Origin of the sequence: Levilactobacillus lanxiensis, from assembly GCF_016861655.1 — a bacterium.
Lineage (GTDB): Bacteria > Bacillota > Bacilli > Lactobacillales > Lactobacillaceae > Levilactobacillus > Levilactobacillus lanxiensis.
In genome coordinates this window covers 133,503-158,146 of sequence record NZ_BOLN01000010.1, presented here as the reverse complement: position 1 = coordinate 158,146, position 24,644 = coordinate 133,503, and the positions used below count along the sequence as shown (strand labels likewise).

Genomic DNA, 24,644 nt, shown 5'->3' with positions numbered 1-24,644 from the left:
AAACTGGAATCCTCGTTCTAGCATTGAATATCCTCAAGTTAGTCTCCACCAGGAGAAGACGGCTTGAGAATCAAGAGCATGGAAATAAGGCACGAAACCAAAGTTCGGTTTCGTGCCTTATTTTTGTTCTACAGAGGCTAGTTATGTCACAGCCTCTTTTCTGTACTATTAGAGATGCCTGGTCCCAAGCATCGTAACCCCTACTTCTTCGAAAAATACTGCTTAATGTACGAAACACTCACCAAAACAACCGTAAAAAGAAGCGCCGTCTTAAAATCAGTAACAAAAAATAAACCAAGAAAGAAACCGCACCAACCACCATTAGCAGCGCGACAATCCCATCAAACTTTCTCATTCATCTTCCCCTATTATTATGTATTCGACGAATTCTTATGACGCTTGTTTGGCCAAAAACTCCCCACAACAAAACAGCCAATCACCCATACCGCTAGCTGCCAATTAAGTTGGCCGGCCTGTGGCCACAACAACCGGGCTAACCAACTGGCGCCGAGAAAAGCGACGGAGAAAACCAGAATGCGGAAAACTTTCTGCCGCAACGTCTCCACCTTCTTTGGCACGCGTCGTTGATACCAAGCCTGACCAATCTCATAGGCCGCCACTAAAAACAACGCAATCGCCACGTAGTTTGCGACGTTGGCAACCTGCCAGACGCTAGCTTGCCAGCCCTGAACGGCCGGACTGATGGCCAAGAACCCATAAGCCAGATCTCCCAGCACCAGCCACACCAATTCCGCAAACCGGTCAATCGTACCGTGCCAAAATGTCTGCCAGTGCCGTTGCCAAAAAACTAGACTGAGGTTAAACAGCCCCACCATCAGTGCTAAATGCCCTAACCTCCACGGAATCGTCGCCTGCATGGCTAGTGAGCTGTACAGGATTCCCGCGTTACCTAGAATAATCACGAGGCCCCAAATAAATTTCTTTCGTGTCATGCCCCTACCCCTTCCTGGCCGTCCGCCGACCACGCGTCAGTAGCCAGCGCAAAATATTCACACCCACGATGCCTAACGCGATTGCCGCGCTATCCAAGCCCAAAAACAGATTGGTCGTGGGTGGTAAGTTTATTAAATCCGCACTAAAACTAATGGCCACCATTAAGATTGCCAGACCCCCGAGAAGGCCCTTTGACCAGGTCCACCAATTTTGCACCGGATTGGCACTGTGCTCATTTAATAAGTAGAGCCAATCCGCCGTCTGTTCGGTCGTTAATGACCGTGGATTGTGCCAGAATAAATGCCCTAAACTCACGGCACTCAGGCCAATAGCGGCCACGGCAAAGCCCGCCACCGCTAGGAACCGCCAAGCCCACTCGCCATCCCATTCCAACAGCATCATGGCTAACTGCAGCGTCACCATAACTAAGATAATATCCCCGAAAAATTGTTGCCAGTAATCTCTTGTTTGCTTCGTCACGCTTATTTCCTCCCCGAAATTTGTGTGCGTTTGCCCAACCGATAGCCCCACAACCCGATATTCATGAGATAGATTCCTGTGGTCAGACCGGCCACTCCCAGGCCAGCTTGCTCACGCCAAAGCGATACGCGTCCGACTTGCAGACTGAGAGCCCCCAGCGCGGCCGCGACAATAACGACCTTGGACCAGGTCAGGTTCATCTGCTGATAATCCCCATTGGGCTCATTCAATAGATAGAGCCAGTGCCGCCGCTGTTGCCAGTCAAAGTCGGCGGGATCAGGCTGCGGCCGCCATAGGGTAAGCAGTCCCTCAATACCCAACAGAATCAGCATCAACACCAGGAAAATAGTATTTCCCCGCTGCCAATACCACTCACTGAACTTAGGCACAGCTTGAATCCCTATGTTGACCGCGACAATGAAAAAGAAGGCGTCAAAAACCTGTTGTCGTAAATAACTACGAACGTGTGCTGTCATTACTTTCCTCCCCAGGAAAAACTAGCTGTTTGACTTATAACCCGGGTTAACCCGAGTATATTCCCCCGTTAGATCAACGTCCCCACGTTCATCTAACTGCCCTGTATCCGTGCAACTGCCGCCAACAAAATTGCCAACACCACCATTACCGTTAGTAAGGCCAACACCACTCGGCGCAGGCGCCAAGCCACTCGATAGTAACCAAAGTTTTGCTGATATCGTCGTAACGCTAGTGACCGCGTCAGCCAGTCACCGATGCCCACCCCAATCAGGACCGCATACAGCAGCTGATCACGAAACGAGGCAAAAAACAGCAAGGCTGGCAACGCAACCAGGCTCCCGATACAACAGATATCATAAATGATTAAATAAGGTTTCATACTGCGGTTCATGGCTAGTTAGCTCCTTTACCTGCTGACTACACCTTCCACGATACCTTACTTTGGGACGCTTGCATAGCCAAAATCACCACGCCCCCAAACAATCTCACCGTAAGCAAACTAAAACGCCGATTCCGCTGACTAACCGAAATCGACGTCACTATTTTCAAACTATAACCCGGGTTAATTCTGACATTTCACCCTATAACCAGGCGCCCAACGCAAACAGTAGCGGGTACGCCACGAAAAATAAGGACGCACTCTTAACCATCGTCATGAACGTCTGGCGCTTATCCTGAACCCGAAAGAACGGCTGCATGCCCCGCCACATCACGGGCAGCAACAGAACTGCCAGCGCGGTCCACACCGGTGCGAGGCCCAGGGCCACGTTGACCAGTGGCCACAGGCTACCCAGAACCACAACCCCTTGAATCAGCCGCACGGATCCGCGCTGGCCCAGGTAATAGGCCAACGTGTAGCGATGATTGGCAATATCTTCCGCCCGGTCAGCCGTATCGTTAGCCATTTGTAGCGTAAAGAAGATCAACGTCAACGGCAGACACAGCAAGAAGGTCACGCCCACCATGCGCCAGGTGAGCGGCCGTTGACCATAGATGGACACGTAAACGCAGGTCAGTTGAATCAGAAAGGCAATCGCCAGCGCCACAATGATTGCAGAGAACGGCGTCGCATTGATAGGCCGCGGTCCGGCCGTGTAAAAGATCCCAATTAAATAACCCACGAGGCCAAAGACCGCCACCGGCCAGCCCGTCCGCCAAACTAAAACGACACCCGGCACCGCAGCCAACGCATACAAGCCCCAGGCCAGTTGCGCGACGCCCATTTCAGGCAAGGCTAACCGCCCAACCGGATTCGTCTGTTGCGCGTATCCCGCTCGGTCATGGGCGTGCTGATAATCATAGTAATTGTCGGCCACGTTGACCGCCAAATCAAAAATAAAAACGACCACCAGGCACAACCCAACGTTCACCCAATCCACCGTTCCCGCATAGAACTGGGCAATCGCTGCACCCAAAATGAACCACATAACGTTGAGTGGCGCCGTGTAAATCTCCGTTAACTCGTAAAACACGGGCCACGTTAACCACCGTGACATTTTTCTCACTCCCCACATTGTTTGACACTATTTCCAGTTTACCAAACTTACAGCGCAATGCTGGCCCCCAAGCTCACCGAAATTTCCGTCAACAAAAAGAGGGTGCCGCTCCCGCCCCATGGACAGTCGCAACACCCTAGTCTGTTTACTTCAGTCTGCTTTTCCGTTTTCTCTGACGCCAATGCCACCAATCGACTTCACCGGCTAATCCGATAAGCCCGACCACCGTCAGCATCCAACCGAGCTTGAGTCCCGGTGTCTGGTACGTCAGCTTGATTCGGTGCGTCCCGCTAGGTAGCCGAGCGCCAACAAAGCCGTCGTTGACCACCAGAGTCCGGGTTGGCCGGCCATCCACCGTCAGTCGCCAGCCCGTTGAGTACGGCACCGACGTCGTCATGACGCTGGTCTGACCTGTCGTCAGGTCCCCGGTGATTTGGTTGTTCGTGACCCGTGCATGCTGCAAGCCCCGCCGTTGAACGCGGTGAACTTGCTGATCGTAAGATTGCCCAAATGGCACGGCAATCAACCGCGCCGATTTGAAATTGATCTGCTTCGTCGCGTTAAAGGTCACATCAATGGTCTTGCGCAATTGCTGAGAATAGCCCAGGTTCAGCAGAACGTGTTGCTTGGGTTCATAGTCGGATAAGTTATCGATCCCAAATTGAGAGAACGTCTTGGCCGCGTTACGCGTTCTCGCCGTGACCCAGTAATCGCCCAGGTCCGGTGTCCGCATGGCATCGCGCCAGGCATTCAGTTTAGTTAGCGCCGACCGTGGCGTGGCGCCCAACACGCTGGTATTGTCCTGCGCCTGAAGCTGTCCGGCCGTGGTCAATTGCTCAGAGGTAATGCCGTTGAGTTCCAAATACAACTCGGTCCCCTGCGCGCGTTTGGGCCGGTTCAACGTCAGCGTGTAGCTAATCGGATTGTCTTGCGCATCACTGGCCAGTTGGTGCAGCCCCGTCGCGTTTGCCGTCGTGGTTTGCTTCAGAATCGTCTGGTTCTTCGTCAACACCCGGTTCAATGCCTGCTGGTTCTGGTGCAAGGCAACCATGGGGCCATACTGCTGCATATCCTGCTTGCTGATCAAGCCATTCTCATCCACGGTCAGCTTGGGCGCCTTCAGCGTGCTACCAAACATATCCTGTTGCTTCTCGTTCAGCCCGGTCTTCAGACCCGCTTGCCCCTGTTTCAGGCGATACTGGACAACCTTGTTGGTGCTGTCAATCACTGGCACAGCATTGGGCATGACCGTGTAGCCCAGCGTCCGCTTAGGCGACTGGTAGTCTACCGTCTTCACACCCTTAACTGCCGTTGGCGTGACGGCCCCCTGTGTCAAACTCCGTTCCCGGTCGACGCCACTTAGCTGATGCCAAGCCCCGGTCTTTAACGCTTGCGGTTGCGTGTAGACCAACGGGAAGGCCAGCTTGGTCGTCAATACCTGCGTGCCCACCCCGTTGGATAACGCGTAGACGGGCTTCTCGGTGAAGACCTTTTTCTGAGCATGATAGCCGTACGGTAAGGCTTGATGTGCAGCCACCTGATCCTCGCGGGCAAAGAGGTACTTAACCCCCAGCAGTTGATTCAGTGTGGTTCGACTATCCCCTTGCCCAATCGGCGCGTTCATCGCATACTCCGAGTTCTGCAGGTCGCGGCTAAATTGCCCTACGTAGCCATTTTGAACGGAAAAATACGACATCGTGCCGTGGAGGCCGTGGGTCATGGTCATGTTGTTGCCAACCGTCCGAAAGAGATTGAAGTTCCGCGTGGCATCGACTCGACTGAACGTGGTCGACTTTTGGGCCACCGTTTGGGCACCATCAAAGTAATCCTGAATGTAGCGAGTCGCGTCGCCCCGGCGAAGTTCCTGGGTCGCCTGTACCCCCGCGTTCGGGTCGTAGTAGCCCCAGGCATTATTTACCAAATTGAGGCCGACCAGTGTCCAAACCACCCCCAGCGTGACGCGAGCTGGCGCATTGGCCACAAGGACCGCCGTTAACGCCAGCAGGAGGCCGTAGGTAATCAGGTCTCGGGCGGGATTACTAAAGACCAAGCCGTTACAAAGGTAAACCAGCGCTAACAGGCCAACCGTACTCCCCGCCAGCCACCACCGGTCCCGGTTGGTCAGGGTCGTCAGCTGGTCGGCCAACGTCATCGTTGCGAGTCCGACCGGCACGGCTGCCAGCAGAATCCAGCGGTTAGACGGCGTTGACATTACGTTGAAGACCGCTGCCACGGCCGGAAACATCAGGCCGATGACGACGGCAATGAGCGTGCCCGCCACCCATTTGTGCTGCCGCCAATGGACCAGCGTGTAGACGCAGCCAAAGAAGGAAATGCCGCTCAACCCCAGTACGCTCCAGTAATTTAGCGTGTTCCCAGTTGTCAGGACGGCGTTGCCTAATTTTAAATAGTAATCAATCGGATAGAGCCACAGGCCGTTGGCAAAAATCGACCCGGTCCGTGTGGAATTGAGCATCATCAGGAGTGAAGGGACTAGCAACACACCAGAAATTAAGATGCCCAGCCCGGCAGCGGCCAAGAAACGGGCAATGACCACTGGCAATTTCACAGCCAGTGTCCCCTGCTGCTTGACGTGCAAGTAGCGAATCACCGCGTAAATCAGACTGCCCAACCCTAAGATGTAAGCAAAATAAAAGTTACTGAGAATCGTCACCCCGGTCATCAGTGCCAGCAAGCCCCACCCTTTGCCGTGAAGGATTCGGTCGATGCCGACGAACAATAGGGGCAGCCAAATCATGGGCAGGAGGAAGAAGGGGTGATGGACGCCCACCATCAGCGAGTAGCCGGTAAAGGCGTACGTAATGGCCCCCAACAGGCAGCTGCTGGGCTTAAACGCGTATCGTTTGGCCAGTGCCAGGAAGGCTAGGCCGGTGGCGTAGAGCCGTAGAATAATGGCCCAGCCGAACCCCGCCTCTAAAAATTTCGTCGGTAGCAGTGCCAACACGTAGGCAAACGGGTCGCCGAGAACGTAATAAGCCAGCGTTGTCAGCTTGTCGGCGCCTAGCCCCATCGTCCAGGACCAACCGGCTAGCCCGCCGACGCCCTCTTTTGCTAGCAAGCGGTGCAGCTCTAAAATGACGGGATAATGCTGCGTCACCCCGTCCATGTACCAGATCATGGTGCGATTGGCCAGGCCAAACACGCCAAACCCCAATGCCGCAATCACCGTAAACGCTAAGGTGTAAAGCACCCACAGCGGCCACTGGCGGTGTCCGATTTTCATTTTGTTCCCTCCGTTTTCATTTGGTTGCTGGTCTGATTCGTCCCCTGTCTGCCGACTAATTCGGACCAACCAGTAAATTGTCATTTTTTTGATTACAATTAAAATGTCACTTCCAAAAACGCTGACCAAAAGCTTAAATGGCGTCAGTGTTAGCTAAGTTAACCTCAATTTTTGCAAGAAAAGCGCTCCGTGTCAATGATTCTCGCCAGACGATACCCGATTGTAATGTTTCACATGGAACATTTTGCCAAAACCACCCTTTTGCTGGAAACGCCGGCGTTGGTTAACTGGTCCATACAAAAGGTCGCCACGAGCTTGAAAACTGCTCATGGCGACCGAGGTTTGCTTATATTCTGTTCTGGGCAATCGTTCTTAGAACGCACCACCGCCGGAACCGCCACCGAATCCGCCCGAACTGCCGCCAGAGAAGCCCCCGGAGCCACCAGACGTGGAGCTTAGGTCGTTCGACGTTTTAATCGAGCCGGCAACGCTACTGCCAATCGCATCGCCCAGCGGTTGCCCCGTGACGTTAGCGAAGTACAGTGGGTAGAAATCGATAAAGCTGGCTTGCACTTCTGCTCGGCCAAAATCAATTTCCAATTTCCGGGCAACCTGCTTGGCTAATCCAAAGGCCGCGGCGTACGGCAGGATTTGTTCCCACAAAATCAGGTCACCAATCTTAGCCGTGTTAAAGTGCCCGATGTCTTTGAGCATCCGCCGAAAACCTTGAATTTCGTTGACCAAGATCAGGCCTTCCGTATTATTGCGGTCGATGCGACGCCGTTGAACCAAGGCGTAACTCCAGACGCCAATCAGCAAGATCACGCCGCCACCCGCGGTCAGGGCAAACTCGTCGAGTCCCATGACCCAGGCGAAAATGACCAACGCGATAACCAGTACACTGATACCCGCTGCCAACCAGACTAACCGTTGGCGCAAGGTGATGTTCGCGTCGTCCTGGTATTGGTCGGTTTGCTCGTCGATGCCCGTTTGCCAGTGTTCGAACCACTTGCCAACCTTGCCCTTCTTATCCTTCTTCGCAAATGCATTGAGTTCTTTTAACGTGAAGCTGTCGTTGGCACCCAGGCGCACAAAACATTTCTGCAAGAAATAATTGTCCACGGTCCCCGTCTTGGTGATCCGGACGGTGTTCCGTCGCCCATCCTTCACCGTTTCCACCTTAAGCTGGTGATTGCCCGCCGCCATCATGATATCACCCGTCAGCGCATTCGTATTTGGCCAACGCGCATCAACTAGCGATTCCGCTAAAGCTGGCGTTACGCGCGGGACATCAAAGAAGTGGTCGACTGGAATGGGCCGCGAATAAACGTTGGCCGGATGGCGTTTCAACCACCACCAGGACCCACCAAGCGTCGCGACCAACGCCACGAGTAGGCCCACGTAGCCACCGTAAACCAGTCGGCGCCGACTCTTTCGTTGAGCATTGGCATCCGCGACCAAGGCCGCTTCCTGTCGTTGGGCCGCGGCTTTATGATTCTTCGCAACGCGATTGGGGTTGGTCGCCGTCACGCTGGTTGGAAAGAGCAGGTGACTCTCAATAAAGCTGTTTGAAGGATTATTAGCCACCGTCATCGTCACGGTCCCGGCCGCACGATTGACCTGCGTGTGGCCGTCTAAAGGTCCGTGCGTCCACCCCTGCAGCTGCGTGATGTTTTTCGCTGGCAACTGAATCGTGACCGTCACGTTGGTCAGCGGCACCTCCCAACCACCGCCAACGACGCGCCAGTTAAGCTGAGCGGTGTCGCGGTAGTTCGTGATAACCCCACGCAAATGAAATTTATACGTGACTTTCAGGCGGTTACCCGCACGTACTGACCGGTACAGCTTGGCCTTGAGCCGTTTGGAAGTCTGCGTCAGCTGATAGGTATTGTCTTGTTGATGACTACCTGGCTTGGCCGTCACAACCTTGCCGCCATTGAGCTGCGTCTGCACCTCGGTGAGTTTGCCACCCCGAATTCCCCGCAGATCCTGCACGTTAAAGACGCCATGATAATCCGAATTGAAATGGTACGTCAACGTTTCCGTGACGTTGGCATCCCCATTTTTCAAGACCGTCACGTGCATGTTAAATGGTTGAATCTTATAGCTGGCTGACGCGGTCACGGGCGTGTTGCCCCACACCAATAGTATGGTCAACACCGCCACCAGGCTCCAAATCAGTCCCGTTCCTTTTCGCATGTTCATCCCCCCGTTTTCCCGTGTTTGTTTCAGTGTAGCATATCGTTCTCGGGGTGGGTATTCGTTGGCAAAGAATCTTTGGGCTGGTCTGCCGTTTCACGCCAATAGTCTGTGGTATGTAAAGATCTCCATTAATAACCAATAACCCAGCAACACGATTGTTGTTATCTTTGATTGCTATTTACCAGTTAGCCAGGTACCATAATGGTGAGAAAAGAATTCAGCACACCAAACACCCCAACGATTGCACTCGTTGGGGTGTTTTTTAGTTCTAAAAGTGAACTGGTGGGCTAAGGAACACCTACTTCCGATGTTTACGACTTAACCAATCCGCAAAACTAATAACCCGACAACACGATTGTCGTTGTCTTTGATTGCTATTTCAGTATCATCCTTGTATCATGTATTTGAAAGCATTCAACAAACACGCCAAACACCCCAACGATTGTGGTCGTTGAGGTGTTTTTTAGTTTTAAGCTACAAAACTGGCGAGCTAAAAATCGAAAAAATTATTTCCGATGTCTGCGACTTAGCCAATCGGCAAACCAAGCGACAAGTAATCCCACCGCCAGTGGAAATAAGAAAGCATTCAACAAGTTACTCACTCCTTCCCATCATCACCTAAATCGACGACTTCTTTAGAATACAGGAGTGACCCCCATTCACCGCCTAGTCTGTCTCGCTTTCGTACCCACCGGCTTAATAGCCCGCCAACTCAACCAATCGCCCGGTAATCCGATTGTGAAGCACTTTGATTGTGTTTCCCCACTTGCTCAGTTACTATTAAGCCTGTAGATGGGCGTTACCAACCAGCACCCACCTATGGATTGCATTGGCACCCCTAACTAGTCAAACCAATCCAGTACCTTCAGTCAAGAATTAGGAAACACATGCATTTGCCAGGCCCCGACGACACGCCTCGCTGGGGTCTATTTTTATGCAGAAAAATAGGCGAGCCTTCCGGTATTGACCGGAAAGTGTCGCCTATTAGAGATTTCTAAAAACTATCACTCGTCGTCATCGACTGGATTTCAGCCGTTCCTTGACCCTCTGGCCCATAACAATAAACACCATCAACACAGCCCACAAAGCCACCGGCGACCTCGGTGCTTAGGAAACTCGTTTCCATCTGGGTAGCCAGCCAACGATAATTGCCGATGGCCTCGTCAAAGTACCCAAATGACAGCTTCTGCCCGTGCTGCTTAAGAATTAGTTTCTTCGGCATCTCTGGACAGGTGACCGTTTCAACGACCGTCTCCTGATCATCCAGATGCTTCGTTACCGTTAACGCAAATTGCCCGTCAGCTTCACTGATCATAAACGTCACAAAGTGCGTATGGCTCTGATAAACCGCCAGTCCCACCTGACTGTTCGGAATTGTGACCTCGCCAAAGGCCACTTCAAAGGTCCCCGTCATAGTGCTTTGACGAATCCCCAAGAATGTTGGCGAGTCCATGCTTGCCAACGACTTCAGAGAAGAAACTACCTTCAACACCTGTTTTTGCTGGTCCAAAACGTAGTGGTCGCGGTAAGGGTTACGCAGATATAGCGTCCGTAAGTCTGCTTTATCCGTTTCAAAAGTCAGTTTATTCGCTAACTGTGGGACCGTCTGACTAGGGAGATTCAGTTCGCCGTGCGTTGCCAGACGACCGATACCAGGATTCAAGACCGGCCAGCCATCTTCCCACTGGACCCGACCTAGGAACGTTTCTCGACCCAGATTGACATAGCCTTCACACTGTCTGCTACCGAGGCACACAAAGTACCAGTCGCCCGTATAAGCCTGAACAAAGTCGCCATGCCCAACGTTTTTAACCGGGAAGTCTTTGCCCAAGAAACGATGCGTGAGAATGGGATTATCCAAGTCCCCTTCGTAAGGCCCGAAGATGTTTTTACTTCTGGCAACCGTCATCGCGTGTTGGTGCGACGTCCCCGCCTCCGCTATCAGCAGGTAGAAGTGATCGCCCCGGTGATACAGGTGCGGACCTTCTGGCCAAACAACGTTCCGTAAGGCGCCTTGCCAAACCGGGGTCGTATCTCCAATTTGCCCTGTTTCCAAATCATATTCAGCAACGTAAATTTCTTTATCTCCAGGATACTTTGGCCCGGCTGAATTGTCATGCGTCGCGGCGAAGTAGCATTTGCCCTGATAGAAGAACAAACTGGGATCAATCCCATCGGCAGCATCAATGAAGCGTGGTTCAGACCACGGCCCACGTGGGTCTTTAGCTGTGACAACAAACATGCCACCACGATTCTTCGTCGTTTCATGGTCTGCAATAATGTAATACGTTCCTTGATTATAGCGAATCGTGGGAGCATAGATACCCTCGTGATCATCATTTCCTCGTAGACTCACCTGCGAATCTCGATCCAAGGCATTCCCAATCTGTTCCCAATGAACTAAGTCCCGACTATGAAACACCGGAATCCCTGGGAAATAAGAGAACGTGGAATTGACTAGATAGAAGTCCTTACCCACCGCACAAATCGAAGGGTCCGGATAAAATCCATGTAAAATGGGATTTTCATACTGTACATTTGCCATTGTTTACGCCACCTAGCTTTATTTTTAAAACTTCTAATAACCTGAGACACCTTATATTGTAATCGCTTTCACAAAAGGCCGTTATCTTCCTTCATACCTATTTTTAGTCAATTTGTGACCTTGACGTTTCTGACCCATTTCCCCATAAAAATAGGCGACCCCTCCGGTAAGAACCGAAAAGTGTCGCCTATCACACATACAGTCTAATCTGCTACGCGGGTACCACCCCAGCTGACCGGTTTCCCGGCCTCAATCCAGCTAACGGTGACAAACCACTTGAGCGGGTCCATCATACACCCACCACTAAATTCCGCCAATTAATCTGCTTAACGACATATTCAGTCACCTATTGGACAAATTGTGAACCTAGATTAATGACCGGACAGACAGGCTCTCCCACGCATATAACACCTGAGAAAATTGCTTAGTCAGGAAGTTCTTGGTAGTCGAAGTGGTCAAACGTGGCCACCTGTTCGTACCCCGCATAATCAACGGCCGCTAGCCCCACAAAGGCGCCGGTGAAGAAGCCACCTGACGTTTGCAGGACGTAGTCATCGGACAGGATAGCAGCGTCTAACGTGACGGGCACCGTTTCCCAAGTCTTGCCGTCAAAGGAGTATTGGTACGTGTAAGATTCCTTGCGGGCTTGGACTCTGAACCAAACGGATTTTGCATCTGCTGGGACGGGAATCGCGTTGTCCTTCAGGAAAGACGTGTAGGTATTGTCGTCGTTTTGAGCGACTTCAATCACGCGGCCCTTCTTCTCATCGTTGGTGATGAAGATCCAGGAGTAGTGTTTATCGTTGTAGAAGTTGGCCAGACCAGCCATTTGTTGGTAGCTAAATGGGTCAAAGCTAACTTCCGTTTCGGCATCGAAGTTGAAGGCTTGCCAGCGCCGCGCCACGAAGGACACGTCGAAGGTGCTAGATAAGGACTGTTGCCCCACCAGCTTCAGCTTGCCATCGCCGACCGTTCCCAACTTAGGGGTAAACGGCTGACGCAGCGTGTTCCAGTTGAGGTCCAACGTGGATTTACTAAAGTCATCGTGTTGCGAGTGATCCTTGGGCGCATCGGTTAAAATGGCATCCTTAGGGGCTTCCACTTCAACTTGACCACCGTGACCGCCAACAACCCGTGGCCAGCCAGCATCATCCCATTCAACCTTTTGAATTGCCGTTTCCCGGCCCAACGTGCTCCAACCACGAGGATCATGACTGGATTCGTTGGCGTGGTTCCAAGGACGCGCTACCAGCGAAGCGTAGTACCATTCGCCACCTGGTGTTGAAGCCAAGGCACCATGTCCTTGTTTTTGCAGGTAGAAGTCAGGCGTGTCCACGTTTGTAATGAATGGCCCGTCAGGTTCGCCTTCAAAGGATAATTCATCAAGCGTCTTGGAGCGCGCTACGATTTCCTGGTGGGTAAAGACGGTTCCCCCTTCAGCGGCAAACAGGTAGTAGTAGCCGTTGATTTGATACAGGTGTGGCCCTTCAACTAACTTAACATCATCACCGTTGTAAATGTTGCGGGCCGTTTCCGGCTTCAGTTGCATCGTATCCAGGTCGAACTCAGTCAACGTAATCCCGTTAAAGGGTTGCTTATATTCACGGTGATCCCAGGTTTGTTGAACCAGGTACTTACGACCGTTCTCATCGTGGAACAGGGAGGCATCGAAACCAACCCCGTTGATCTTGATGGGATCCGTCCATGGCCCGTGAATGTCGGTCGCCGTGGTCAGGTAGTTGATCATATCCTTGAATGGCCCATCGGTAATTTTAACGTCGGTGTAGATCAGCCAGAATTTTCCATCGGCATAGGTCAAGTCTGGTGCCCAAATCCCCCCGGAAGACGGATTACCCGTCATGTCGAGCAAGGTCTTCGTGGACAGGGGTGATGGCAACAAGTTCCAGTGAACCAGGTCCTTGGATTCATGTAGCCGTACCCCAGGGAACCATTCGAAGGTTGAGTTCGCAATATAATAGGTGTCGCCCACCCGAATCATGCTGGGATCGGCATTAAAACCAGGTAACACAGGATTTTGAATTTTCATAAGAAATTTATCCTTTCGTGTAAACTGAAATTTAATTTAGCAGGGCCTTTCGTTCGGCCGTAAATAACGAATAAATGAGGATTCAAACCTGGCAAGCTCGCCAGACCTGAATCCCCATCTTTCGTCGTCATTTTGGAATCGCCGTGACGGCTATTTCTGGCCTAACAACGTCTCCTTGAAGAACCCGAGAGTTTCTTTAAGCAACGTTTCTTTCACAGCAACTGAGTTCCAAGCATGACTGGCGCCTGGCACAACAACCAGATTTGTTGGCTGTTGATAAACGCTTTGATATTTCTCTGAGTAGCTGAGCGGTGCAATGTTATCCGCATCCCCATGAATGATGGTCACTGGCCCCTTATACTTGGCGGCCTCTTCGTAGATTCGAATGTTTTGCAAATCCGCAAAGAAAGCTGGGCCTAGTTTTAAGCTATTGAAGTCCAGATAACCCGTCTGGGAAACCGTATCCGTCGACTTGCCCTGCAACACGTGTTTGTTCGCAATCTCATCAACAAAGACTGCCGCTGGTGACCACATGCACAGTGACTTGATATCGTTTGGTAGCTGCCCCGCTGTCATACTAGCGGCCACACTGCCTAAACTCATGCCAAGTAATGACAAGCGCTGGGTATCAACGAAATCCAGTGTCTGAACAAAAGCAACCAGTGCACGACTTTCCTGGAGTTCCTGACTGAAGGTAAAGTCGATGAAGTCCCCGTCACTCTCACCATGGTAACCGTAGTCAAACGCAACCGCCGCGATACCATTTTTGTTGAGCAAGCGACTCATGTAGACGAAGGAATTAAATGCTTCGTCACGATTCGAGCTGAATCCGTGAAACATCAGGACGGTTGGCTGTTGACCCGTCGCACCGTCAGGGATGTGCGCCGTTCCGCGCAAGGTCAACCCGTTGATTTCCGTTGATAACTGTTTAATCATTGCCTATCTCCTCCCGCTACTGACTGTCGGTTGGCAGATGCTTCGTGATAAATCTGGCAATCTTGTCCCAAACAGCCGCGCTCCAAAAGTTACTCTCGTGGTCGGCACCCGATACCGTGACGGCTTCTACTTCATAGCCGTTGCGGTCGAGGCACTCGGCCATTTCCGGCATCTGCTGATACGGGACCAAGGTATCCTTGGACCCGTGCATTAACAGGAATGGCGGGTAACTTTGGTCGGGCCGGACTTGATAGACGGGACTCATTTGTTCGAGCGTCTTGGGAAACGCGGTGTTTTCTAAGTGCTGAGTCACTTCGACAAATTCCTTTTGATTCTTCAAAGCAACGACATTTGACACGCCGAAACAGCTAACGACCACGTCAACCTTATCCGAAAATCCTGCGTAATCAGCCGTTTCGTAGCGCGGATCATCCGCGGTCAACCCAACTAATTGCATCGCATTGCCCCCGGAAGAAGTTCCCAGACCAATAACCTTATCCGCATCAATCGCATACTGCGCGGCATGTGCCCGCAAAAACCGGATCGCACATTTAACGTCCTGGAGAAATGCTGGGAACGGATGGCCCTCAAACGCATTGCGGTGTTTGACCATCGCCACCACGTAGCCCTGTTTTGCCAGGTTTGCTAATTGGATGACTTCAAAGCCATTATCACCGGTTTGCCAGCCACTTCCTTGAACAAAGACCACCACGGGAAATGTTTGATCCGTTGGGCCCTCTAAGGACAGGCGCCACGGCACAATCAAATCCAACACTTGGTTAGCTTCCCCGCCGTCTTCGCAGTAGGAAATGTTTGGTATCACCGAGTACATCCCGGTGTAATGGTCATTCGATGACAAGTAACTGCTAATCATTCACTCAACCCCTTGTTCTTGGTTCTCTAAACAATTTAGTCTTTCTTCGGGTCAATCTTCACCTGTAAGGCAACATTGACCAGTTGTGGCTTGAGGTCCAAGTCCTCGGTCATCCCCAGGTCTGGCTCACCATCAACATCGAAGTGCACGCGCCGAATACCAGAACTCCGTGGCCCCTCTTTACCTGGGTGCGCATGGTAGCTGTTCCAGTAATGACCGTCATCATCAATGACGTAAGCGTTATGGCCGGGGCCAAATTCGCCGGCAACCGTGTTGGATGTCAGGATTGGGTAATTACTCTTCTGCCAATTCTCTGGGTCTAACGGGGATAACTCCCGATCAATTTGCATCAGACCAACCACGTAGCTGTCATCGATCAACGCCCCAGAATAGGTCAAGTACACCTTACCGTTTCGTTGAATCGCAAATGGTCCTTCATTAACTGGCGCACGGTTGTTTTCCCAACCATAGATAGGTTTCGCAATCACGACGGGTTCCGAAATCATTTGCCAAGGATGAGCGGCATCGACTTCAGCAATGTAGAGCCAAGCACCTAAGTCGTTGGGCACAAACTGCCGCTGCGACCAGGTCACGTAAATGTGCTCATCAATTTGAAATTCCGTCATATCCAACGTAATCCCTTGCTTGATCAGTGGGTCACCGTTGGGCTTAACTACCCGTTTGGGTTCACACCAGTCACTAGCTAACATGGGATTGCCATTGGGCTTTAAAGCCATGACATACGATTGAACGTCTTCAAACCGGTCGATGGTGGCTGAGTGGAACACGAACAGCTGACCATCGATGATATGAAATTCCGGCGCCCAAAGCAGATTGCCAATCGTATCGTACATGTTACTGTCCAAGATTTTAACTTCCTGTGCCGTTACTAATTCAGGAACCGAATCGGCTTCACGGATGTACAAACTGTGGTTCCGGTCCGCATCATTCGTCGCAATGAAGTAATACTTGTCCTGCCAGCGACCAATGCAAGGGTCCGCACGGTCTAACGCCATTGGGAAGATAAAGTGATCTTGGTGAATCCGCCCCTTGATAGTGAGGCTTTGTGGCTTGGTAAAATCAATGTTGCGACTGTACCAGTCGACGCGTTTGTTGGTCTCGGTCCCATCGCTATACTTCGCGACAGCCTTAACCTCTTCTAATTCTTGCTGACTACCGACTGTGACTTCCTTAGGGAGCTCATTAGCTGTGTTGTACGGTTCATCTAACTTATTCAGTAGATAATCACCGATGGCATCACTAATGCTAATCTCACCGCGAGGAATGCAGCCATCAATATTTTCGGCAGCAACCTTAGGCTGGTTCGGAATCGTGGCAACTTCGCTTTGTTCGTTACCACTAATTTCAAATGCCTGGGTGTCTGCATTAAACCAGAAGCTGGCGGCGTAACACTTGCCGGAAACTTCCCGCCAGAAGACCTTCTGTGCCATCTGACCATCGACTCTGACCTCTAAGATCACGTCGTTGCCCACCTTGATTGACGACAATTGTTGATAGTGGACAAAATCTTCGGTCGTGAAGCACAGGAGTTCACCTTTGCTGGTTAAGTCATTCTCAGCCTTGGAACCCGTTTGAATCGCAAAGATACCAAATGTGGTGTCATTGATTTGGAAGATGCAAGGTTGAATCAACGTTTTCGCGTCGATACTGCCGTCGTCCTTTTCAATGCCCTTAGGGAAGAGCACCCCATAATTGTGATTCAACTCTTTAAAGGCTGCCCCATTTTGGGAAATCCCTAAATGCATTGAATGAGATAACTTGGCGTCATAGCCCTCATCGTTCCACGGATCACGTTCATAACAAAGTAATTGATAATTTTTCATAAGCTAACCACCTCGTAAGTTCTCCTGGATTGATAGACTAGTCTTCAGCTGCTTGTTCTTGTTCAGCCTTTTTGTTACGAGCATCAATTTCAGCACTCATTTTGTCCATGCTACTGTCGGTGATTGGGTAGAAGATAAACAGAATCATCCCGGCGATGATGAAGATCAGTGGCAATAAGGATTGCATGGTCAAGATACCGTGTAAGGTACTTGCGGTTTGCATCTTCAAGCTAGCGTTGAAGCCGATAAACTTCAAGAAGTAACCAGGAACCACACCACCTAAAGCCAAACCTAAGGCAACGGCGAAGGAACAAACGGAACTGATGATAGCGTTTTCACGTTTGCCTAACTTCCAGTCACCGTAGTTAACAACTTCGGTTTCGAAGGCCCACATGTAACCAGTGGTAACGATCATCCCGATGGAAGCTAATAATTTACCAGTCATAACCAAGCCAACGCTGTGGGCGTTACCAAAGTACATGATCAAGAGACCTAACATTAAGACGCCACTGAAACCGAGCATCAAACCTTTACGACCCATGTGACGCTTAAACCATGGGAATAATGGAACTAAGATAAATGAAGGAAGTGACCCTAACAAGTTAAAGTACTTCAGTAAATCAGGACGGCCCATGTTGTAAGTGACGTAGTAAGAACCGGATGAGTTAACAATACTCATGAAAATGAAGGCCAAGATGAGGTAGGCCAGTAAAATAGCAAATGGTTTGTTGACTTTCATTTGAACAAAGATATCTTTAAAGGAAACATCGTCCGTTGCTTGAGCAGACATGTGGTAGTGTTCGTGAATCATGGTGAAAGCAAAGAGTAACCCAATCAGACCCATGATGGCGAAGATACCCATCGTCAGGAACCAACCTTTTTGAGAAGCTTGGCCGGTGTAGGCGCCAGAGAAACCAGTAACTAAGAAGGGTACCCCAAATGAGATCAACATCCCACCAACGTTTGAGCAGAACATGCTGTAAGCGTTCAGTTGGGCAATTTCATCGTTGTCCCGCGTCATGGCAGCTGGCATCGCACCTAATGGTGACAGGAACGTGTTCAGTAAGGATAACCCAACGTAAGTCGTGTACGCGTAAACAAGTTTGAATGTGTAAGCGCCACCAATTGAGTAGAAACAAAGGACGGATAAGACCGCATAAGGAATGGCTAAGTAAAGTAAGTACCCACGATATTTACCAAATTTGGTCGTTCGTTTGTCGACCCAAGTACCATAAACTGGGCTGGCAACCGCATCAATAATTCTAACGAGTAAGAACATTAACGCGGCATCTGCTGGCTTCAACCCATAAACGTTGGTATAGAAGAATAACAGATAAGTACTGACCACGTTAAAGATCAGGTTGACGGACATCGAGCCAATCCCTTGACCCAACTTTTCTGTGAATTTCAGCTTTGGCATTGCCTGAGCTTGTACGCTTTGCGCTTCATTATTTTCCAAAAGATTTTCCCCCACTCTATTTGATAGGAAGTTTCATCGTCACAATTTCTCGTGGATCCAAGTTCATCTTGAGTTCATTACCCGTGACCGTGTAGTCTGCGTAATCCTTGTCGACAACGGCATCTGGATGATCAAGATCGTTGTGCGCATTCATTTCAGCTGGGTTCAAGCACTTCGTGTAGGTGATGTCGCCAATTGCTTTAGGCAAGGTCAGGGTTAACTCGTGTGCTTTATCAGGATTAACATTACATACAGAAACGATGTAGTTATTATCCTTTTCTGAAACGGTGTAGTTTAAGTCATTGTTCATTTCATGGAACGCTTGTAATAACCGCGCATCTTGATGTAACTGGTACATCTTGAAGACGTAGTAGGTTGGCGTCAAAATAATCTTGTCGCCCTCGGTCATCACCATGCTCTGCAAAACATTGATCATCTGCGCAATGTTCGCCATCTTAATCCGGCCGGCATACTTGTTAAAGATGTTCAGTGACGTGGCAGCAACAGCGGCATCCCGCATCGTGTTTTGTTGAATCAGGAAGGCGGGGTTCGTGCCCTTCAACGGCTGGAACCAAGTCCCCCATTCATCCACAACTAAGTCCGTGGACTTTGGCATCAATTCCAGGTGCCGTGAGATCATGTCGTCAATTTGACGGGCACTGTTCAATAGGCTCGTCCAATCTTCAGCGTTAAAGTCGACCGCATCACCCTTGTCGTTCCACCCATTGGTTAAGGCGTAATGGTGTAAGGCTAAGCCATCCATAAAGGGTTCAGCGCGTTCAGTAACTTCCTTGGTCCAGGCATAATCGTCATCGCTAGGACCACTGGCAACCTTGTACATTGGACCGTTATATTCTGAAACATAGGTCTGGAAGCGCCGGTAAACGTCTGAGTAGTACTCAGCGCTCATAAAGCCGCCGCCCATCCAAGCTTCGTTCCCTAATCCCAAGAACTTAATCTTGTAAGGCGCTGCGTGACCATTTTGCCGCCGTAAGTTAGCGAAGTAAGAATCGCCATCGGCTGTCATGTATTCGATCCAATCAACCATTTCCTTGACGGTCCCACTACCCAAGTTAATGTTGATGTAGGCCTCACACCCAAGTTGTCGGCAAAGTTCAAAGAACTCGTCCGTCCCGAAGGAGTTGTCTTCCACAACGGCACCCCAACTATGGTTGATGGTCTTTGGCCGCTGATCGACTGGCCCAATCCCATTTTCCCAATGGTACTCATCAGCGTAGCTACCGCCGGGCCAACGTAGCACTGGAATATGTAAGTCTTTCAGCGCATTGACCACGTCACTCCGCAGTCCATTGACATTTTCAATTGGGCTGTCCTTGCCAACCCAGATACCATCGTAAATCCCATGCCCCAAATGCTCTGCAAATTGTCCTTGTAAATACTTACTAATCAGAATCTTGTCATTTGACTCATCCGTAACTTTCGCCTTCATAGGCTCACTCTCCAAATAAGTAATAGTTAAGATATCTTGTATTCCTGTGCACAACCCTATGTTAGCGCTTGCAAAGTCGAAGTCAATATCATTTTTGTTGATTGTTTAACTTTATTTGAATCTACTAATCATTTTCGTTATCAAGGGGGTATAATTGAACTATCGGTAAGATGGATTAGTAACATATAGACTACTTAGGAGATGTATTCATGGATTTATCACTTACAAATAATTCATTGCCGGCGTTCTCGGCGTTAGATAATCCGGTTAGACTAGAAATCATCAATTTACTGTCAAAATCAAAGATGAACGTGAAGGAAATTGCGACGGCTGTAGGCCTCAGCAGTACCATCACCATCATGCATTTGAACAAGTTAGAAGCTGCACATATTATTCGCACCGAAAAACACGGGAATCAGCGAATTTCCATCTTAACGGTCGACAACATTACCATTCATTTTCCTCAACAGCTTTACGTCCCCTATGAAAAATACGAATTCAATATTCCCATTGGGCAATACACCCATTACCAAGTTGCCCCAACGTGTGGCCTAGCTGGACAAACTGGTTTCATTGGCAAGGTCGACAATCCCAAATACTTTATGAACCCTGAACGAACCGATGCTGGGATGCTGTGGTTCTCCAACGGCTTCGTTGAGTACACGGTACCCAACTATCTGGCCCCCGACCAACAGATCAAGATGATTGAATTTAACGTTGAGCTGAGTTCAGAATTTCCGTTCTCAAATAACAATTGGTTATCCGATATTACCCTTTCCTTGGCGGGCAAGACACTGGGAACCTGGACTAGCCCTGGTGACTTCTCCGACGTTCGGGGGAAATTCACGCCTGAATGGGTCTACAGCGATATGAATCAATATGGTTTACTAAAAACGATTCGAATCTCTGAGTATGGTACATTTATCGATGGTCACCATTTCTCCGATGTAACCATTTCAGATATCGATGCCAAGCGTGACAACTGGACGCTACGGTTCTCCGTGCCAAAAACCGCTGAACACTGCGGCGGCTGCACAATCTTTGGCAAACATTTTGGTAATTATAATCAGGATATTAGCTTCCGAACCTACTACCAGGAAAAGATTAAGAGCGACTAACTCAGGTGCGGAGAAACCAAACGTCTTTCGGTGCCTGAACCTCTGTGGCAGTCGCCTGTGTTTTGGAAGCCAAGTGCAAATCCCCCCTTTCAAATTGGCAAATACGTTACCACAATTTTGGCGATGGCCTCGTTGGCCGACGAGCCACCATTTTCTGTTAGCTAACTTACAATTTGAATTGTATTCGTTTTCACAAATACTGACCATCTTCGTTCATGACTGTTTTTAGTTAAATTATGACCTATAAGGCAAAATAAAACCCCGCCAAATCAACATTTGACGGGGTTAGTTGTCTTTTTCTAACCAAACTTATTCAAAATAGCCACTGTCCTTAACCGTTCGGACCCGACGCTTTTGCTTCAATTGGTGCTGATAACGGCTGGGTGTGATGCCAGACCACTTTTTAAATTGCTTACTAAAATTGGATATACTACTGGCTCCCATCTGGTAGGCGACACACTCAATTGAATGATCAGGCGAGCCCAGTAGGCGTTTCGCCCGATTGTATTTCTGCCCTTCAATATAATGCAGGGGCGTGACCCCATAGACCTTCTTGAACGTCCGGTGACCATAGCCGCTACTAACTCCTACCTGCTGACAAATTGTTTCAAACGAAAATGACGGGATTTCCTGCTGCGAAATGTTTTTCTTAATCAGTGAGGCAATCAGCCGACTGGTCTTCGCCTCACTCTCACTATACTTGGCCGCCTCTTTTGATGGCCGACTTTGTAAGTTCGCCGAAATCGCGTAGAAGAAGGTCAATACCGCAATCTGAATCTTAAGATTGGCCTGTTCCTTGTTCAGGGTCCGATCTGCACTGGCCGCCACAATGGTCGTTGCCGCTGTCATCGCAGCTTGCGCCAGTGGCTGGTCTGCTGGAATCACAGCATTTACAATGTTACGCAACAATTCTGACTTCAATTCGAGGCTCTCAATGCTGAAGTGAAAACAAATATAGGTCATTTCTGCATCTTGACTGGAATTTTGGTTCGTATGGAGTGTTCCCGGTGAAATAATCATGACATCCCCAGATCCATAATCATAGGCGCCTAAATCCTTGATGGTCGTGGTCTGACGGCCATCTACAACACACATCAACTCAAAAGCTTGGTGTTTCTGTTCAAAAAACTGCCAACCACCAGGAACGGTTCGCTGGTGACCTCCAAATAAATATAGGCTTGAATCAACAACCGGAATGGGTATAAATGGCTTCATCCCCAGCTCCCCCTTTCGCTAACGGTCAACCCCTTAAAAATGAAAGCGGTTTACTATCATACATTCATTATAGCAACTTAGTTGTCGAAAGCAACCAACTTGGCTTTACCTGGAATAAGTTGTTCCTATTTGCGCCCATACAAAAACGGCTCACCAAGTTGCGTAAGCCGTTCTGATTGTTTATAAAATTGGTGATAACAGCCGTGAAGCCGTCTGCTTAAAGCGCAGGTAGGCCGACTGCTGCTTGAATTTTTCGGGCGTAATCAGCTCACTGTGCCGCATGTCAGCCTCGTAAATCTCTTCCAACTGCGTGGCGACGGCTGGGTCGTAAATAAACGCGTTGATTTCGAAATTCAATTTAAAACTCCGGTAATCCATGTTGGCCGAGCCCACAGAGGCAATCCGGCCGTCGACAACCATGGTCTTGGCGTGGATGAACCCGTTGTGGTAGAAGTAGATCTTCACGCCATCATCGGCGAGTTGGCGGGCATAGTACTGCGTTGCCCGGTAAACGAAGGCGTGGTCCGGCTTGTCCGGAATCATGATTCGCACGTCAACGCCGGCCATGGCCGCAATCCGCAGGGAGTCCAAGACACTGTCGTCCGGAATCAGGTACGGCGTCTGAATCCACAGGCGCTTCTCCGCCGTCTGAATTAGCCGCATGTACCCCATCTTAATCTGTTGCAGGTCGGAATCCGGCCCACTAGAGACAATCTGCAAACTGGTTTCCCCCTTAACCTTGGTCAGTGGGAAATATTTGTGCTCGATGCGGTCGTCCTTGAACGGATGGTCGCGGTCGGTGGCGTTCCAGTCCAGCATGAAGCGTGCTTGCAGGGAGAAGACCCCGGAGCCCACGATGCGTAAATGGGTGTCGCGCCAGTAGCCAAACTTTTCCTTGCGACCAAGGTACTGGTCACCGATGTTAAAGCCCCCGACGTACCCGACCTGGCCGTCAATCGTCACGATTTTCCGGTGATCACGGAAGTTCAGCCGGAAGTCGATCACGGCCGAACGCGTGCCCAGGAAGGCCTCCACGTGGCCACCAGCGTCGATCAACGGCTTGAAGAACCGTTTCCAGGTGCCCATCGACCCCCATGGATCATAGATCACGCGAACCTCGACGCCGTCCTGGGCCTTTTTTACCAACAGGTCCAGGATGTCATTTCCAATCTTATCGTTATAAAAGGTGTAAAATTCAATGTGAATACTGGAGTGGGCCCGCTCAATGTCCTCCATCATGAGATGGAACAGGTCGTGACCATCCGTAATCACCCGCACCCGGTTCTTTCGGGCTAAGAAGGCGTGGTCGGTCTCCATAAACATATTAACCATGTTGATGACCGAGTGACTAATTTGGTCAGCCGGCATAATTTTGTCGCCAATTTCTTCACGTTGCTGATTGAGCCGTTCCTCTAACTGAACCGCGACTTGTCGCTTCAGTCGAAACATCCGGCCCTTGGGCAGTTTCCGCCCAATAAAGGCGTAAGCGATAAACCCGACGACAGGCAGTAAGACCAGCACCAACATCCAAGCCCACGTCGCGGCAATATCACGTTTCTCGCGGAAGACCGTTATAAAAGCCAACGTCGAGTTGACAAGCACAATGATTTCCAGGATGAGCATGTAATTCACGTTCACGGGTAATCCCCTCCTCTAACTCTCTGTGATTTTATGATACGCTAAATCATCAAAATGTCTTTAGTTTTCCTTAACTTTTTTCAATTAATTCATCCTAAATCGATCAGGAGGCGTTTCCATGTTTTCTCACTTGACCACGTTAATTGGCGGCTTACACGGCACCAGCCCCTTCCGCGTTTTACACTGGATTTTCCGGGACAACCCGACCATCGGGATCATTCTGTTGGCGGGCATTATTTTGTACAGCATCTACCGCTACATGAACCGACGCTAACATGTCGTTCCCGCTGGCGGGGTCAAGGTGGCCTGCTATGGGGTCGCTTCCAGCCTGAGAAACGGTCTTCCAGCTCGACTTTGAGCCCCAAAACCGGTCTCAAAGGTCGTCCCGTGGTCTAAAACTGAGAAATTCACTCAGTTAAGACCACTGACACAGCTGGCCACCTTGCCCCGCCTCTGGTCACTCACGTTAGCGCATTAATTTTCTGACTCGTTTTTCGTCGAGTCCTTTGAACGATCATTGTGCCCATGGCAATACTTGTTTAGCCCGTTCAACGTATTAGTGTTGTTCTACCACTGTGGTTTTATAGCTTCGTCCTTCCCAAAAAACAATTGAATCCAGTCAACTCATATCAAAAAATCACTCAGCCACAAATCAGTGGACTGGG

General features: G+C 50.1%; 18 protein-coding genes. 2 read left to right on the top strand and 16 right to left on the bottom strand.

Going from position 1 to position 24,644, the window contains the following annotated elements; all coding sequences use genetic code 11:
- Positions 1 to 371: 371 nt before the first annotated feature.
- From JUF22_RS12260 to JUF22_RS12195, 14 genes are all read right to left on the bottom strand, one after another.
- Positions 372 to 953 (bottom strand): hypothetical protein, encoded by a 582-nt coding sequence (locus tag JUF22_RS12260; RefSeq protein ID WP_203646660.1) that lies wholly within the window; start codon positions 951 to 953, stop codon positions 372 to 374.
- 4 nt (positions 954 to 957) lie between these two features.
- Positions 958 to 1,434 (bottom strand): hypothetical protein, encoded by a 477-nt coding sequence (locus JUF22_RS12255; RefSeq protein WP_203646658.1) that lies wholly within the window; start codon positions 1,432 to 1,434, stop codon positions 958 to 960.
- Between the two features lie 2 nt (positions 1,435 to 1,436).
- Entirely contained in the window at positions 1,437 to 1,910 is a 474-nt protein-coding gene (locus JUF22_RS12250) for a hypothetical protein (protein WP_203646656.1), read from the bottom strand.
- A gap of 92 nt (positions 1,911 to 2,002) precedes the next feature.
- A complete protein-coding gene (locus JUF22_RS12245; RefSeq protein WP_203646654.1) occupies positions 2,003 to 2,302 on the bottom strand; it encodes a hypothetical protein in 300 nt (99 codons plus the stop codon).
- Between the two features lie 190 nt (positions 2,303 to 2,492).
- A complete protein-coding gene (locus JUF22_RS12240) occupies positions 2,493 to 3,407 on the bottom strand; it encodes a prenyltransferase (RefSeq protein WP_203646652.1) in 915 nt (304 codons plus the stop codon).
- Positions 3,408 to 3,552: 145 nt separating this feature from the next.
- Positions 3,553 to 6,651, bottom strand: a complete 3,099-nt coding sequence (locus tag JUF22_RS12235; RefSeq protein ID WP_203646650.1) for a YfhO family protein — start codon at positions 6,649 to 6,651, stop codon at positions 3,553 to 3,555.
- 372 nt (positions 6,652 to 7,023) lie between these two features.
- Positions 7,024 to 8,850 (bottom strand): DUF2207 domain-containing protein, encoded by a 1,827-nt coding sequence (locus JUF22_RS12230; protein ID WP_203646648.1) that lies wholly within the window; start codon positions 8,848 to 8,850, stop codon positions 7,024 to 7,026.
- Between the two features lie 997 nt (positions 8,851 to 9,847).
- Positions 9,848 to 11,398, bottom strand: a complete 1,551-nt coding sequence (locus JUF22_RS12225; RefSeq protein WP_203646646.1) for a glycoside hydrolase family 43 protein — start codon at positions 11,396 to 11,398, stop codon at positions 9,848 to 9,850.
- A 424-nt stretch (positions 11,399 to 11,822) separates the two neighbouring features.
- The gene (locus tag JUF22_RS12220; protein ID WP_203646644.1) at positions 11,823 to 13,445 is read right to left on the bottom strand and encodes a glycoside hydrolase family 43 protein; all 1,623 of its coding nucleotides are present in this window, start codon (positions 13,443 to 13,445) and stop codon (positions 11,823 to 11,825) included.
- A 150-nt stretch (positions 13,446 to 13,595) separates the two neighbouring features.
- Positions 13,596 to 14,381: an alpha/beta hydrolase gene (locus JUF22_RS12215; protein WP_203646642.1), complete on the bottom strand. Its 786-nt coding sequence runs from the start codon at positions 14,379 to 14,381 to the stop codon at positions 13,596 to 13,598.
- A gap of 16 nt (positions 14,382 to 14,397) precedes the next feature.
- Positions 14,398 to 15,255, bottom strand: a complete 858-nt coding sequence (locus JUF22_RS12210) for an alpha/beta hydrolase (protein WP_203646640.1) — start codon at positions 15,253 to 15,255, stop codon at positions 14,398 to 14,400.
- 35 nt (positions 15,256 to 15,290) lie between these two features.
- A complete protein-coding gene (locus JUF22_RS12205) occupies positions 15,291 to 17,099 on the bottom strand; it encodes a family 43 glycosylhydrolase (protein ID WP_203646638.1) in 1,809 nt (602 codons plus the stop codon).
- Between the two features lie 37 nt (positions 17,100 to 17,136).
- Positions 17,137 to 18,519, bottom strand: coding sequence for a glycoside-pentoside-hexuronide (GPH):cation symporter (locus JUF22_RS12200; RefSeq protein ID WP_203646631.1), 1,383 nt, complete (start codon positions 18,517 to 18,519; stop codon positions 17,137 to 17,139).
- 55 nt (positions 18,520 to 18,574) lie between these two features.
- Entirely contained in the window at positions 18,575 to 20,008 is a 1,434-nt protein-coding gene (locus tag JUF22_RS12195) for an alpha-N-arabinofuranosidase (RefSeq protein ID WP_125764872.1), read from the bottom strand.
- Between the two features lie 209 nt (positions 20,009 to 20,217).
- Here JUF22_RS12195 and JUF22_RS12190 point away from each other — a divergent pair, with 209 nt between their 5' ends.
- On the top strand, positions 20,218 to 21,126 hold the full coding sequence (locus JUF22_RS12190) for an ArsR/SmtB family transcription factor (protein WP_125764874.1): 909 nt from the start codon (positions 20,218 to 20,220) through the stop codon (positions 21,124 to 21,126).
- A 309-nt stretch (positions 21,127 to 21,435) separates the two neighbouring features.
- Here the strand turns inward: JUF22_RS12190 and JUF22_RS12185 are convergent, their stop codons facing one another.
- A complete protein-coding gene (locus tag JUF22_RS12185; RefSeq protein WP_203646629.1) occupies positions 21,436 to 22,341 on the bottom strand; it encodes an AraC family transcriptional regulator in 906 nt (301 codons plus the stop codon).
- A gap of 180 nt (positions 22,342 to 22,521) precedes the next feature.
- Positions 22,522 to 23,979 carry a cardiolipin synthase gene (gene cls, locus JUF22_RS12180; protein WP_373306117.1) on the bottom strand — a complete coding sequence of 486 codons (1,458 nt, stop codon included), beginning with the start codon at positions 23,977 to 23,979 and terminating at the stop codon, positions 22,522 to 22,524.
- Between the two features lie 118 nt (positions 23,980 to 24,097).
- Between cls and JUF22_RS12175 the strand changes: the two genes are divergently transcribed.
- On the top strand, positions 24,098 to 24,253 hold the full coding sequence (locus tag JUF22_RS12175; RefSeq protein WP_164511336.1) for a hypothetical protein: 156 nt from the start codon (positions 24,098 to 24,100) through the stop codon (positions 24,251 to 24,253).
- Positions 24,254 to 24,644 lie beyond the last annotated feature (391 nt).

Bases quoted from the DNA above. Each gene is read 5' to 3' on its own strand.
- JUF22_RS12240 (WP_203646652.1), bottom strand. From the start codon at position 3,407: ATGTCACGGTGGTTAACGTGGCCCGTGTTTTACGAGTTAACGGAGATT.
- JUF22_RS12225 (WP_203646646.1), bottom strand. From the start codon at position 11,398: ATGGCAAATGTACAGTATGAAAATCCCATTTTACATGGATTTTATCCG.
- JUF22_RS12220 (WP_203646644.1), bottom strand. From the start codon at position 13,445: ATGAAAATTCAAAATCCTGTGTTACCTGGTTTTAATGCCGATCCCAGC.
- JUF22_RS12215 (WP_203646642.1), bottom strand. From the start codon at position 14,381: ATGATTAAACAGTTATCAACGGAAATCAACGGGTTGACCTTGCGCGGA.
- JUF22_RS12245 (WP_203646654.1), bottom strand. From the start codon at position 2,302: ATGAACCGCAGTATGAAACCTTATTTAATCATTTATGATATCTGTTGT.
- JUF22_RS12210 (WP_203646640.1), bottom strand. From the start codon at position 15,255: ATGATTAGCAGTTACTTGTCATCGAATGACCATTACACCGGGATGTAC.
- JUF22_RS12230 (WP_203646648.1), bottom strand. From the start codon at position 8,850: ATGCGAAAAGGAACGGGACTGATTTGGAGCCTGGTGGCGGTGTTGACC.
- JUF22_RS12195 (WP_125764872.1), bottom strand. From the start codon at position 20,008: ATGAAGGCGAAAGTTACGGATGAGTCAAATGACAAGATTCTGATTAGT.
- JUF22_RS12175 (WP_164511336.1), top strand. From the start codon at position 24,098: ATGTTTTCTCACTTGACCACGTTAATTGGCGGCTTACACGGCACCAGC.
- JUF22_RS12190 (WP_125764874.1), top strand. From the start codon at position 20,218: ATGGATTTATCACTTACAAATAATTCATTGCCGGCGTTCTCGGCGTTA.
- JUF22_RS12200 (WP_203646631.1), bottom strand. From the start codon at position 18,519: ATGCCAAAGCTGAAATTCACAGAAAAGTTGGGTCAAGGGATTGGCTCG.
- JUF22_RS12250 (WP_203646656.1), bottom strand. From the start codon at position 1,910: ATGACAGCACACGTTCGTAGTTATTTACGACAACAGGTTTTTGACGCC.
- JUF22_RS12185 (WP_203646629.1), bottom strand. From the start codon at position 22,341: ATGAAGCCATTTATACCCATTCCGGTTGTTGATTCAAGCCTATATTTA.
- JUF22_RS12235 (WP_203646650.1), bottom strand. From the start codon at position 6,651: ATGAAAATCGGACACCGCCAGTGGCCGCTGTGGGTGCTTTACACCTTA.
- JUF22_RS12205 (WP_203646638.1), bottom strand. From the start codon at position 17,099: ATGAAAAATTATCAATTACTTTGTTATGAACGTGATCCGTGGAACGAT.
- JUF22_RS12260 (WP_203646660.1), bottom strand. From the start codon at position 953: ATGACACGAAAGAAATTTATTTGGGGCCTCGTGATTATTCTAGGTAAC.